We start from the raw sequence: 12,476 nt of genomic DNA, 5'->3' as shown, positions 1-12,476 counted from the left end.
GCAAACGCGCCTGACTTTCGGCGCGCACACTCTCTGCGACCGGCCATGGAACTCTTCGGCGTCCCGCTGCAGGCCCTGCTGGCGCAGCTTTTCCTCGGGCTGGTCAACGGCTGCTTCTATGCGCTGCTCTCGCTCGGGCTCGCGATCATCTTCGGCCTGCTCAACGTGATCAACCTGTCGCACGGCGCGCTCTACATGCTGGGCGCCTTCGTCACCTGGATGGCCTTTTACTACTTCGGGCTCAGCTACTGGGTGATGCTGCTGCTGGCGCCGCTCCTCATCGGCGCCTTCGGCATCTTCATCGAGCGCACGACGCTGCGCCGGCTCTACCGGCTCGATCACCTGTACGGCATGCTGCTGATGATCGGCCTGGCGCTCGCGCTCGAAGGGCTCTTCCATTCCTTCTACGGCGTGTCGGGGCGCTCGTACTCGGCGCCCGATGCGCTCTCGGGCGCGATGGACATCGGCTTCATGGTGCTGCCCAACTATCGCGCGTGGGTGGTCGCCGTCTCCATGGTCGTCTGCTTCGCGACCTGGTTCGTCATCGAGAAAACGCGCCTGGGCGCGACGCTGCGCGCCGGCACGGAGAACCCGAAGCTGGTCGAAGCCTTCGGCGTCAACGTGCCGCGCATGGTGACGCTGACCTACGGCTTCGGCGCGGCCCTGGCGGGCTTTGCCGGCGTGCTCGCAGCGCCCATGGTGCAGGTCTCGCCGCTCATGGGCGCCAACCTGATCGTGGTCGTGTTCGCGGTGGTGGTCATCGGCGGGCTGAGTTCGATCCTCGGCGCGATCCTCACCGGCCTGGGATTGGGCTTGATCGAGAGCGCGGTGGGCATCTTCTATCCGCAGTTGTCGGCCACGGTCGTCTTCATCGTCATGGCCGTCGTGCTGATGCTGCGGCCCGTGGGCCTGTTCGGCCGCGAGAAGTAGAGGCGCGCCGATGGACCTTCGAAAGCTGGGCTACGCCGTCGCCGTGCTCGCGCTGCTGGTGGCGCCGGCCTTCCTGTACCCGGTGCTGGTGATGAAGGTGCTGTGCTATGCGCTCTTCGCCTGCGCCTTCAACCTGCTGATCGGCTTCGCCGGGCTCGTGTCGTTCGGGCATGCGACCTTCTTCGGCGGCGCTGCCTATTTCTGCGGCTACGCGCTGGCGTCACTCGGGCTACCGACGCCGCTGGGCATTCTGTTCGGCACCGCAGCCTCGGCACTCGTTGGGCTTTTCATCGGCAGCCTGGCCATCCGCCGGCAGGGCGTGTACTTCTCGATGATCACGCTGGCGCTCGCGCAGATGCTGTACTTCTTCTACCTGCAGGCGCCGTTCACCGGCGGCGAGGATGGCCTGCAATCCATTCCGCGCGGCACGCTGTTCGGGCTGGTGGACCTGCGCAACGACCTCGCCATGTATTACTTCGTGGTCGCGATCTTCCTGGCCGGCTTCGCGCTGATCATGCGGATCGTGCATTCACCCTTCGGCCAGGTGCTTCAGGCCATCAAGGACAACGAGCCGCGCGCGGTCTCGCTGGGCTACGACATCGCCAAGTACAAGCTCGCAGCCTTCGTGCTGTCGGCCGCGCTGGCCGGCCTGGCCGGCGCGACGAAGAGCGTGGTGCTCGGCGCGGCCACGCTGACGGACGTGCACTGGGCCATGTCGGGCCACGTGATCCTCATGACGCTGATGGGCGGCATGGGCACCTTCGCCGGCCCGGTGTTCGGCGCCGCGATCATCGTCGCGCTCGAGAACAAGCTGGGCGACATCGGCAACCTGCTGGCCAGCTCGACCGGCGTCGAATGGTTCCGGGCGATCGGCACCTCGGTGCCGCTGGTGACCGGCCTCATCTTCATGGCCTGCGTGCTGGCCTTTCGCCGCGGTGTCCTCGGCGAGCTGGCGCACGTGTTGCGGCTCGGGCGGGCCGCGCCGGGCAAGGCCGCCGATGCCTGACGCCATCCTGAAGGCGCAGGGCCTGCGCAAGGATTTTCGCGGCTTCCGGGCTGTCGACGGCGTGGACCTGGAGGTGCAGCGCGGGCACATCCATGCGCTGATCGGACCGAACGGCGCCGGCAAGACGACCTGCTTCAACCTGCTCACCAAGTTCCTCGAGCCGAGCGCGGGCAGCATCCTCTTCAACGGCCGCGACATCACCCGCGCGCGGCCGGCGGAGATCGCGCGCCAGGGCGTGATCCGTTCCTTCCAGATCTCGGCCGTGTTCTCGCACATGACGGTGCTGCAGAACGTGCGCGTCGGCCTGCAGCGCAGGCTGGGCACTTCCTTCCACTTCTGGAAGCGCGGCAGCACGCTGAAGGCGCTGGATGCCCGTGCCATGGAACTGCTGGCCCAGGTCGACCTGGAGCGCTTCGCGGGCGACCTGGCCATGGACCTGCCCTACGGCCGCAAGCGCGCATTGGAAATCGCGACCACGCTGGCCATGGAGCCCGAGCTGATGCTGCTGGACGAGCCCACCGCCGGCATGGGCCTCGAAGACGTGGCGCGCGTCACCGCGCTGATCAAGCGCGTGGCGGCCGGGCGGACCATCCTCATGGTCGAGCACAACATGAACATCGTGGCCGGCATTTCCGACCGCATCACCGTTCTGCAGCGCGGCAGCGTGCTGGCGGAAGGGCGCTACGAGGAAGTGTCCAGCAATCCGCAGGTGATCGAGGCGTACATGGGGTCCTAGAGGTCCTGGACCACGGAGAGGATCACGCGCTGGCGGGGCACGGCCTCGAACTCGTCCTGGTCGGCGGTGCTCGCCTTCGGCACGTAGGCGCGGAAGGCCTCGATCGACTGCCAGCGCTCCACCATGATGTACGTGGCGCAGCCGGGGTTGCCGCCCACGTGGAAGCTGTTGAGCCCGGGCGGCAGCGCCGACATGTCGTCGAGCCGGGTCAGCGTCTTGCCGATGAAGCCCTCGTGTCGGGGCACGGCCTGGGCGTGGTGCCAGGCCAGGAAATCCTGCTCGCGCTCGGGCCTGATCAAGCGGCGGATCAAGACCATGCATTCCATGCGCTGCTCCTCGTCAGTGCGCAGGCGAGTCGAGCCGCACGATCCAGCCCTCGTGCTCGCGGCTGCCGGCGGCGAAGCGGCGCAGCACTTCGGGGTCGTGCCCCGGCACGACGAGCTGCGGGGCATCGGCGAGCGCATGCACCCGGGCATAGCCTTCGAGCATGTCGCCGACGTTGTAGACCACCGGGAAGGGCCTCTGCTGGTCCATGTTGGCGTACAGGTGCGATGCGTCCGAAGCCAGCACGAGCCAGCCCAGCCGCGTGTGGACGCGCACCACCTGCAGGCCGTTGGTGTGGCCGCCGACGCGATGCACGCTCAGCCCGGGCGCCACGTCCGAATCGCCGTCGTGAAAGCGCACGCGTCCGTCGAACACCCGCCGCACCATGCTGGCGACGTCCTCGACCTCGAATGGATGGCTCAGCGTGGGATGACACATGCAGCGGCCGGTGCAGTAGGCCATCTCGCGGTCCTGCAGGTGATAGCGTGCGCGCGGAAACAGCTCGCGGTTGCCGGCATGGTCGTAGTGCATGTGGGTCACGATCACGTCTTCGACCGCGGCGGCGTCGATGCCGATCGCCTTCAGGCCTTCGTCGATGGGGCGGGTGATCACACGGCCGCGCTTGGCAGCGCCCGCCTGGTCGAAGCCGGTGTCGACCAGGAAGGTGCGCGACGCGCCGACCACGGCCCAGACGAAGTAGTCGAGCGGCATGGGCACGTCGTGGCTGTCGCCGCCGATGAAGTTGGCCGACGACATGCGGTCGTGATGGGCGTACTTGATGGCGTAGACCTGGTAGTCGGGGAGAGCGTCTGTCATGGGTTCGCGCGTCCGGTTCGAGAATCGATGCGAATCATGATACCGCTATCATAAATGGCTGTCACCGGGCCTGTCACTTATCATTTCCCGGATGAAGAATCACAAGTTCCAGGGTGCACCTGCGGCGCGCAGGGGCGGCGGCGACGCGGACGCAGGGGCCGGCCATGGCTGAGGGCAGGGTTCGTTCGGGCGGGCAGGGCGCCCGCATGCGCGACGTGGCCAAGGCGGCCGGCGTGTCGTTGATGACGGTGTCGCGCGCGCTGCGCGAGCCGCAGCGGCTTTCCGAGGAGACGCGAAAGACGGTGCTCGACGCCGTCAAGAAGATCGGCTACGTGCCCAACAGCATCGCGGCGAACCTGGCGTCGAACCGGTCGAGCGTGGTCGGGCAGATCGTGCCCAGCATCCAGAACTCGCTCTACGCCGAAACGCTCAAGGGCTCGGCCGACGTGCTGCGCACGGCCGGCATGCACCTGATGCTCGCCGACAGCGGCTATTCGATGCAGGAAGAAGAGGCGCTGATCGGCGCCTTCCTCGCGCAGCGCGTCTGCGGGCTGATCCTGCACAACACCGACCACACGCCGCGGGCGCTCGAAATGATCGAGCGCGCCGGCGTGCCGGTGATCGAGACCGGCGACATCCCACGCAGTCCCATCGACATGGTGGCCAGCTATTCGAATGCCGAAGCCGCGAAGGCCATGACGCTGCACCTGGCGGCGCGCGGCTACAAGCGCATCGGCTTCGTCAGCCTCGACACCAAGATCAACCGTCGCGCGCGCGAGCGCCTGCGCGGGCACCTGGCGGCGCTCAAGTCGCTGGGCCTGCCGAAGGATGCCTCACTGCTCAGCGAGGTGGGGCCGGGCCTGACCTCGGGCGCCCACGCGATGGTCGACATGATGTCGCGCGCGCCCGACGTCGACGCCATCTTCTTCGCCGGCGACGTGCTGGCCATCGGGGCGCTGTTCGAGGCGCAGCGGCGCGGGTGGAAAGTGCCCGGCCGCATCGCGATCGCCGGCTTCGACGACCTCGACATCCTGCAGCACACGGTGCCGCGGCTGACCTGCCTGCGGCTGCCGCGGCTGGAGATCGGCCGCCGCAGCGCCGAGGCCTTGCTGGACAGGGTGCGGGGCACGGGCGACGCGGTTCGCCTCGACCTCGGCTTCGAAGTCATCCAGCGCGAAAGCACCTGAAGCCCGGCCCGCCGAGCCGGGCAGGGCGAAACTACTTGCACGCCCCTTCTTTTTCCGATAATGTTACCGCTATCACAACGCGATGGCGGCCAGCACACTTTGGGATCGGATGATTGAGCATGAAGGGTAAGACAGCACTGATCACCGGCTCGTCGGGAGGGCTCGGCTTCGCGGTGGCCCAGGAGCTGGCGCGTGCGGGTTGCAACGTGGTCCTGCATGGGATCGAGCCGGAAGAGGGCGTGCGCGGCCGCGCGGCAGAGTTGGCGCAGGCGCACGGCGTGGTGGCCAGCTACATGCAGGTCGACCTGACGGACGCGGCCGCCACCGAGAAGCTTGTGCGCGACGTGCACGAGCGCCACGGTGGCATCGACGTGCTGGTCAACAACGCGGTGACACGGCACTTCGCCGCCATCGATGCCTTTCCCGTCGAGTGCTGGGACCGTGCGCTCGCGGTGAACCTGAGCGCCGCGTTCCACACCATCCGGCTCAGCCTGCCCGGCATGCGGGCACGCGGCTGGGGCCGCATCTTCAACATGACCTCGGTGTACGGCTCGCGCGGCATCGCCAATCGCGTCGACTACGTCACGACAAAGACGGCGCTGATCGGCATGACGCGCGCCGTGGCGATGGAGACGATCAACCAGGGCATCACCTGCAACGCCATCTGTCCGGGTGCCGTGTTGACGCCGACCAGCGAGCTGCGCATCGACGCGCTGATGGAAGAGACCGGACTGTCGCGCGAGCGCGCCACGCAGCAGTTCCTGCAGGGCAAGCAGCCGACGCACCGCTTCATCGACGCGGCCCACGTGGCGCAGATGCTGGTGTTCCTGTGCGGCCCGGCGGGCGGCGAGATCACCGGGGCCGTGATGCCCGTGGAGGCGGGATGGCTGGCGAGCTGAGCGGCATGGAGGGCTCGAACGAGATCAGCGCGGCGCTGTCGCGCTTCGTGGTTCGCACGCGATGGGACGAACTGCCCGAGGCGGTGCGGCACGAGGCCAAGCGCGCGCTGGTGAATTTCTTCGCCACGGCCCTGGCAGGCTGCCGCGACCCGGCGATCGAAGCGGCCTCGTCCGTGTTTTCCGGATTTCGCAGCGGCGCCGGCTGCACCGTGATCGGGCGGACGGAGCAGACCGACGCGCTGCATGCCGCGTCGTTGAACGCGATGAGCGGCAACGTCTTCGACTTCGACGACACCCACGTGCCGACCATCATCCACCCGACCGCGCCGGTCGCGCCGGCACTGCTCGCGCTCGCGCAGACGCGGCGGTTGTCGGGGCGCGAACTGCTGCTGGCCTTCGTCCTCGGTGTCGAGGTGGAATGCCGGCTGGGCAACGCGATCTCGCCGGGGCACTACCAGCGCGGCTGGCACATCACGTCGACCTGCGGCGTCTTCGGCGCTGCCGCGGCCAGTGCGCGCGTGCTGGGCCTGGAAGCGCAGGGCGTGCTCTGGTCGCTCGGCAACGCCGCTGCGCAATCGGGTGGCCTGGTGGAAAACCTCGGCAGCATGGCCAAGAGCATCGGCGTGGGCAACGCTGCGTCCAATGGGCTGCTGTCTGCACTGTTGGCGGCTCGCGGCTTCCAGGGCCCGGCGCAACCGGTGGAAGGGTCGCGCGGCTTTTTGCGGGTGACGGGCGAACAACCCGACCTGCAAGGCGTGGCGCAGGGCCTCGGCGAACGCTGGGAGCTCATGAAGAACACCTACAAGCCTTATCCGTGCGGCGTGGTGCTCAACCCGGTCATCGAAGCTTGTCTCGCACTGCACGAGAGCGCGCGCCGCATGCTCGACGAGGTGGAAGCCGTCGCCCTGACCGGCCACCCGCTGCTGCGCGAACGCACCGACCGGCCCGCGCCGCGCTCGGGCCGAGAGGCGCAGGTCAGCGCGCAGCATGCGGTGGCGGTCTGCCTGACGCTCGGCAGGGCAGGGCTGGACGAGTTCAGCGATGCCTGTGTGGCCGACCCGGCGTGGCGCGATCTGGGCGCCAAGGTGCGCTTCGTCGACGATGCGCGCTATGGCATCGAGGCGGCGCAGGTCACGCTTCATCTTCGCGGCGGCGACACGGTGTCGCACCGCGTGGACGCCGCACGCGGCAGCCTGGGCGCACCGTTGACCGACGAAGACCTCGCACGCAAGCTCCGGACGCTGGCCGCCTGGGGCGGCAGCGGCTGCGCACCCGACCCGCTGATCGACGCGCTGTGGTCGCTCGACACGGCCGACGATGCCGGTGCGCTGATGCCGCTGGCCGCCGGCCGCACCTGACCCGGCATTTCCCAATCCCCTAGCTCTGAAGGAAGACACACCATGAACCAGGAACTGTTCGACACGGGCCTGAAGATCCGCCGCGAAGTGGTGGGCGACGCTTACGTCGATGCATCGCTCAAGGGCGCCGACGATTTCAGCATGCCGATGCAGGAACTGGTCACGCAGTACTGCTGGGGCGACGTGTGGGCGCGGCCGGGCCTGGACCGCCGGGCGCGCAGCCTGCTCAACCTCGGCATGATCGCGGCGCTGAACCGGCCCGAGGAGCTTGCCACGCACGTGCGCGGCGCCCTCAACAACGGCGTGACCAAGGACGAGATCCAGGAAGCCTTCCTGCAGGTCGCCATCTACTGCGGCATGCCTGCGGGCCTCGGCTCGTTCAAGATCGCGAAGCAGGTGTTCAAGGAGATGGGCCTCTGAGCCCGGAGGACGCATCACCATGTCAACAGACATCAAGACCCTGGGATTCATCGGCGTCGGCGTGATGGGCAACCCGATCGCGAAGCATCTGATCGGCAAGGGCCACCAGCTGGTGGTCTACGACAAGAGCGAGCGGGCCGTGGCAGCGCTCGTGGGCGAAGGTGCGAAGGCCGCGGCGAGCATCTCGCAGGTGGTCGACGAGGCCGAGATCGTCTTCACCAGCCTGCCGTCACCGGCCATCTTCACCGAGGTGGCGCTCGGCGCCGGCGGAGTGAAGGAGGGCAAGGCGGTGCGCATCATGGTCGACCTGTCGACCGTGGGCTCGCGCGCCACCCGCCATGCAGCGGCGCAACTGCTGGAGCACGACATCGACCTGGTCGATGCGCCGGTCAGCGGAGGCGCCGCCGGTGCGCAAAAGGGGACGTTGGCGGTGATGGTCGCCGGCAAGCCCGAAGCGGTGGCAGAAGTGCGCGAGCTGCTCGAAGCCTTCGGCAAGCTCTTCATGGTGGGCCCGCAGGCAGGGCAGGCGCAGCTGCTGAAGCTGCTCAACAACATGCTGTCGTCGACCGCCTTCGCCATCACGTCCGAGGCTTTCGTGGCCGGCGTGCGCGGCGGGCTCGACCCCGAAGTGATGATGGCCGCCATCAATGCGGGCAGCGGGCGCAGCGGCGCGTCGCAGGACAAGTTCATGAAGCAGGTGATGCCGCGCACCTTCGACTTCGGCTTTCCGATCGCCAGCGTGTGCAAGGACATCGGCCTGGCCGTGGAAGAGTGCGAGGCGCTCGGCGTGCCGATGTGGGTGGGCAACACCGTGCGCCAGCTCTGGAACTTCGCCGGCCGTCAAGACGGCATGCAGCGCGACATGACCGAGCTGGTGACGTCGATCGAGCACTGGGCCGAAGGCGACGCAGCGGCGTCCAGGCCGCGCACGTGAACGCAGCCGGAGGAGACGAGATGGAAGGCATCCACGTCATCGCGGAAGGCTTGCTCTTTCCAGAAGGACCGGTCGCGATGCGAGACGGCTCCGTGCTGGTCGTCGAGATCCGCGGCGGCACGGTGCGCCGCGTGGCAGCGGACGGCGCGCTGTCGCTCGTTGCCGAATGCGGCGGCGGGCCGAACGGCGCAGCCATCGGACCCGACGGTGCGCTGTACGTCTGCAACAACGGCGGCTCGAGCTACACGCCCGGGCAGGTGCTGTCGAGCGGGCCGGCCGCGGATTACACGGGTGGCTCGATCCAGCGCGTCGACCTCGCCACCGGCGAGGTGCGCGTGCTCTACGACGGCTGCGACGGCACGCGGCTGTCGGCACCGAACGACCTGGTCTTCGACCGAGAAGGCGGCTTCTACTTCACCGACATGGGCAAGAAGCACGCCACGCACCGCGTGCACGGTGCGCTGTATTACGCGCAGGCGGACGGTTCGGGCATCCGGCAGCTGGCCTACCACCTGCAGCAGCCCAACGGCGTCGCGCTGTCGCCGGACGGCGGCACGGTCTACGTCGCCGAGACCGACACCGCGCGGCTGTGGGCCTTCGACGTGGCCGCGCCCGGCGAGATCCGCCGGCACGGCACTCCGCCGCCGCACGGGGGCCGGCTCGTGTGCGGGCTGCCGGGCTACCAGGGCTTCGACAGCATGGCGGTCGATGCGCAGGGCAACATCTGCGTGGCGACCCTCACGACGGGCTGCATCACGGTGGTGTCGCCAGGTGGCCAGGTGTTGCGGCAGGTGCCGGTGCCCGATGCGCACGTCACCAACATCTGCTTCGGCGGGCCCGAGCTGCGCACGGCCTACGTGACGCTGGCCGGCACCGGCAGGCTGGCGGCGATGCCGTGGCCGGAGCAGGGGCTGGCCTTGAACTTCAATGCCTGAAGATCGCGCCATGTCATCTGCATCTGCGTCTGCATCGGCCGAACCACCTGCACCGCGCGGCGTCGCCGTCGTCACCGGCGGCGCGCGGGGCATCGGCGAGGCGGCGGTCCGACGCTTCGCCGCGGACGGCTACCCGGTAGCCATCCTCGACGTCGACGCGGGACGCGGCGAAAAGCTGGCCGCGGAGCTGAGCCGTGATGGTGCGCAGGTCGCATTCCATGCCTGCGACGTGGCAGATCCGGACACGGTAGCCGCCGTGGCCGACCGGGTGGCCGCCGAGTTCGGCCCTGCCGGCGTGCTCGTGACCTCCGCCGCACTGATCCCGAACACCGAGTCGATCATGGACATGGACCTCTCGGCCCACGACCGGATGTGGCGGGTGAACTACCACGGCACGCTCCACGCCTGCCGCAGCTTCGGGCGCCAGATGGTCGATGCCGGGGCAGGGGGCTCGATCGTCACGGTGGGCTCCATCAACAGCCTGCTGCCGTTGCCGCTGCCCGCGTACAACCCGGCCAAGGTCGCCTTGGCGCGCCTCACGCAGCTGCTGGCGGCCGAGCTCGGGCGACATCGCGTGCGGGTGAACAGCGTGGCGCCGACCTACGTCATGACGCCGGAACTGCAGGCCCGCATCGACGCGGGCCAGCGCGACCTCGGCAAGATGATGGGCGTGCATGCGCTCGACACGCTGCCGCTCACCGCCGACGTGGCGGACGCCATCGCGTTCCTGTGCTCGCCGCAGGCTCGGACCATCACGGGCGTGCTGCTGCCGGTGGATTCGGGATGGGCCGCGAGCGTGAGCTACATGACCTATTCCGGTGGAGTGCCATGGCAAAAGCCGAATACGCGCTGAGTGCCGGCGTCGCCTAGCCGAGAAAGTCCACCAAGGCCGGGATGACCTGGTCGGGCGCCTCTTCCATCAACCAGTGGCCGGAGCCGACGACGATCACGCCCTTGACGTTGGTTGCGACCATCTTTCCCTGGTCGATCAGGAAGCTGCCGCCGGCCTTTTCGCCCGACAACACCAGCATGGGCATCGGCAATGGCGTTTTGCCCAGTTCCGCGAACTCGGCCGCGTCGCGTTCGAAGGCCTTGAAGTACTCGAAGCCGGCGCGCATACCGCCCGGTTGCGCATACGCCTTGGCGTAGACGCGGCGGTCCGCTTCGGGCACCGAGCGCTTGGGGTCGGCCGCGAAGTCGTTCCAGAAGTGTTCGAAGTAGGTGCGTTCACGGCCTTTGACCAGGGCCAGCGGCGTGGGTCCGTGGAAGTGAAAGTGCCACAGGTCGCGCAGCAGCCAGACGTTCTGCCAGGGGCCGATGCCGGGCAGGAAGGCGTCCATCAGCACGACGCGGTCGGTCTCGGAGGGGAACTGCGCGGCGTACGCGTAAGCCACCATCAGTCCGATGTCGTGGCCCACGATGCTGGCCTTCGCGATGCCGAGCGACTTCACGAGTTCGTGAATATCGACGGCCATGTTCTTCTTCTCGTAGCCCGCATCGGGCTTGGACGAACCGCCGGCGCCGCGCAGGTCGGGAACGACGACGGTGTGCGTCTTCGCGAGCAGCGGCATCAGCGGGTTCCACATGTGGCTGGTTTCGGCGTAGCCGTGCAGCAGCACGACGGCAGGGCCGGTGCCGCCGATTCGATAGTGGATGCGTGTGCCGTTGACGTCCGCGGTGCGCGAGCGGAAGCCTGCGACCGTGTCGGTCGACGCGGCATGGGCCGGATCGCCGAGCACGAAGGTGGCGCCGATGCCGGCGGCTGCGGCGAGGAGGGTGCGGCGGGTGGGGAGGGCGTCGGTGGCCATGGGTGTGTCGTTTTTCGGTGTGCTGGTGAAGACGAAGGTGCCAAGGACCGAATCTAAGATTCAGCTTCGCTTTCAGGAAGGCAGCAAAGCTGCTCTACTCGTTCAGCTTTCATGAATGATCGGAGCGAGCATGGACCGCCTCAGGGCCTTCGAGGTTTTCGTGACCGTGGTGGCACGCGGCAGCTTCATCAAGGCGGCCGATGCGCTCGACACCTCGCCGGCCAACGTGACGCGCTACGTCAACGAACTCGAAACGCACTTGGGCACGCGACTGCTCAACCGCAACTCGCGCCGGCTGTCGCTCACCGAGGGCGGAGAAGCCGTCTACGAGCGCGCGAAGTCGATCCTCGAGGACATGGCCGAGACAGAGGCGCTGGCCAGCACCGCGTCGCTGCAACCGCGCGGCCGCTTGCGCATCAACACGCCGCTGAGCTTCGGCATCCTGGTGCTGGCGCCGTTGTGGCCACGCTTCATGGCGAAGTACCCCGAAGTCGAACTCGACATCGCATTGATGGATCGCGTGGTCGACATCGTCGAAGAAGGCTACGACCTGGCCATCCGCATCTCGCGCAGCGGCTCGACGAGCCACATCGCGCGCCGGCTCGGCTGCTCGCGCAACATCGTGTGCGCCTCGCCGGATTACCTGGCCGCGCATGGCATGCCGCAGGTGCCCGCCGATCTGACGCGGCATGTGTGCCTGGGCTACACCTACGGCGCCACGTCCGACGACTGGCAGTTCATCGGGCCCGGCGGAGAGCGTGAATCGGTGCGCGTGCGCTGGGCCATGCGTGCCAACAACGGCGACACCGCGCGCGCGGCCGCGCTGGCGGGCGCCGGCGTGATCTGGCAACCGAGCTTCCTGATCGGCGAAGACGTGCGCGCGGGCCGGCTGGTCGAGGTGATGCCGGGCTACCGCATGCCGGACATCGACATCCAAGCCATCTACGCGAGCCGCCGCCACCTGAGCGCGAAGGTTCGCGTGATGGTGGATTTCCTGGTCGATGCCTTCGATGGCATTCCGCCGTGGGAGAGTGCGGAGGGCGCTTGAACTCGGCTGGCGCCGGGGCGTGCTTCAAGGAGGGCTTGCTGAACCATCCCTCCGAACTCATCTCATTCGTTTTAC

14 protein-coding genes are annotated in these 12,476 nt (G+C 68.2%); 11 read left to right on the top strand and 3 right to left on the bottom strand.

What is annotated here, in order from left to right:
• The first annotated feature begins 45 nt into the window (after nucleotides 1-45).
• Genes B0W80_RS19700 through B0W80_RS19690 form a run of 3 tightly spaced genes read left to right on the top strand, consistent with a single transcriptional unit; the run spans nucleotide 46 to nucleotide 2,672 of the window.
• Nucleotides 46-930: a branched-chain amino acid ABC transporter permease gene (locus B0W80_RS19700; RefSeq protein WP_077000852.1), complete on the top strand. Its 885-nt coding sequence runs from the start codon at nucleotides 46-48 to the stop codon at nucleotides 928-930.
• Nucleotides 931-940: 10 nt separating this feature from the next.
• Nucleotides 941-1,936: a branched-chain amino acid ABC transporter permease gene (locus B0W80_RS19695; RefSeq protein ID WP_077000851.1), complete on the top strand. Its 996-nt coding sequence runs from the start codon at nucleotides 941-943 to the stop codon at nucleotides 1,934-1,936.
• Complete coding sequence (locus tag B0W80_RS19690; protein ID WP_077000850.1) at nucleotides 1,929-2,672, top strand: ABC transporter ATP-binding protein; 744 nt, start codon at nucleotides 1,929-1,931, stop codon at nucleotides 2,670-2,672. Before B0W80_RS19695 ends, B0W80_RS19690 begins: the two co-directional genes overlap by 8 nt.
• On the opposite strand, the gene B0W80_RS19685 is transcribed toward B0W80_RS19690, so the two are convergent.
• Nucleotides 2,669-2,998, bottom strand: coding sequence for an antibiotic biosynthesis monooxygenase (locus B0W80_RS19685; RefSeq protein ID WP_077000849.1), 330 nt, complete (start codon nucleotides 2,996-2,998; stop codon nucleotides 2,669-2,671). The genes B0W80_RS19690 and B0W80_RS19685 overlap by 4 nt on opposite strands.
• A 13-nt stretch (nucleotides 2,999-3,011) precedes the next feature.
• Nucleotides 3,012-3,812, bottom strand: coding sequence for an N-acyl homoserine lactonase family protein (locus B0W80_RS19680; protein WP_077000848.1), 801 nt, complete (start codon nucleotides 3,810-3,812; stop codon nucleotides 3,012-3,014).
• Between the two features lie 164 nt (nucleotides 3,813-3,976).
• Here B0W80_RS19680 and B0W80_RS19675 point away from each other — a divergent pair, with 164 nt between their 5' ends.
• The 7 genes from B0W80_RS19675 (at nucleotide 3,977) to B0W80_RS19645 (ending at nucleotide 10,398) form a co-directional block, all read left to right on the top strand.
• Entirely contained in the window at nucleotides 3,977-4,999 is a 1,023-nt protein-coding gene (locus tag B0W80_RS19675; RefSeq protein WP_077000847.1) for a LacI family DNA-binding transcriptional regulator, read from the top strand.
• A gap of 119 nt (nucleotides 5,000-5,118) precedes the next feature.
• Entirely contained in the window at nucleotides 5,119-5,898 is a 780-nt protein-coding gene (locus B0W80_RS19670; protein ID WP_083745509.1) for an SDR family oxidoreductase, read from the top strand.
• Entirely contained in the window at nucleotides 5,883-7,256 is a 1,374-nt protein-coding gene (locus tag B0W80_RS19665) for an MmgE/PrpD family protein (protein WP_077000845.1), read from the top strand. The genes B0W80_RS19670 and B0W80_RS19665 overlap by 16 nt, the downstream gene beginning before the upstream one ends.
• 42 nt (nucleotides 7,257-7,298) lie before the next feature.
• Nucleotides 7,299-7,676 carry a 4-carboxymuconolactone decarboxylase gene (gene pcaC / locus B0W80_RS19660; RefSeq protein WP_077000844.1) on the top strand — a complete coding sequence of 126 codons (378 nt, stop codon included), beginning with the start codon at nucleotides 7,299-7,301 and terminating at the stop codon, nucleotides 7,674-7,676.
• A 19-nt stretch (nucleotides 7,677-7,695) separates the two neighbouring features.
• Nucleotides 7,696-8,610 carry an NAD(P)-dependent oxidoreductase gene (locus tag B0W80_RS19655; protein WP_077000843.1) on the top strand — a complete coding sequence of 305 codons (915 nt, stop codon included), beginning with the start codon at nucleotides 7,696-7,698 and terminating at the stop codon, nucleotides 8,608-8,610.
• 20 nt (nucleotides 8,611-8,630) lie between these two features.
• Complete coding sequence (locus B0W80_RS19650) at nucleotides 8,631-9,545, top strand: SMP-30/gluconolactonase/LRE family protein (protein WP_077000842.1); 915 nt, start codon at nucleotides 8,631-8,633, stop codon at nucleotides 9,543-9,545.
• Between the two features lie 10 nt (nucleotides 9,546-9,555).
• Nucleotides 9,556-10,398 carry an SDR family NAD(P)-dependent oxidoreductase gene (locus B0W80_RS19645; RefSeq protein WP_077000869.1) on the top strand — a complete coding sequence of 281 codons (843 nt, stop codon included), beginning with the start codon at nucleotides 9,556-9,558 and terminating at the stop codon, nucleotides 10,396-10,398.
• Between the two features lie 13 nt (nucleotides 10,399-10,411).
• Here the strand turns inward: B0W80_RS19645 and B0W80_RS19640 are convergent, their stop codons facing one another.
• Nucleotides 10,412-11,353 carry an alpha/beta fold hydrolase gene (locus B0W80_RS19640; protein WP_077000841.1) on the bottom strand — a complete coding sequence of 314 codons (942 nt, stop codon included), beginning with the start codon at nucleotides 11,351-11,353 and terminating at the stop codon, nucleotides 10,412-10,414.
• 130 nt (nucleotides 11,354-11,483) lie between these two features.
• Here B0W80_RS19640 and B0W80_RS19635 point away from each other — a divergent pair, with 130 nt between their 5' ends.
• Nucleotides 11,484-12,401: a LysR family transcriptional regulator gene (locus B0W80_RS19635; RefSeq protein ID WP_077000840.1), complete on the top strand. Its 918-nt coding sequence runs from the start codon at nucleotides 11,484-11,486 to the stop codon at nucleotides 12,399-12,401.
• The last annotated feature ends 75 nt before the right edge of the window (nucleotides 12,402-12,476 follow it).

The organism is Variovorax sp. KK3 (assembly GCF_001984055.1).
In the GTDB taxonomy this organism is placed as follows: Bacteria; Pseudomonadota; Gammaproteobacteria; order Burkholderiales; family Burkholderiaceae_C; genus Variovorax.
The sequence above is the reverse complement of the archived record's forward strand: the minus strand, read 5'-3'. Positions and strand labels throughout refer to the sequence as shown.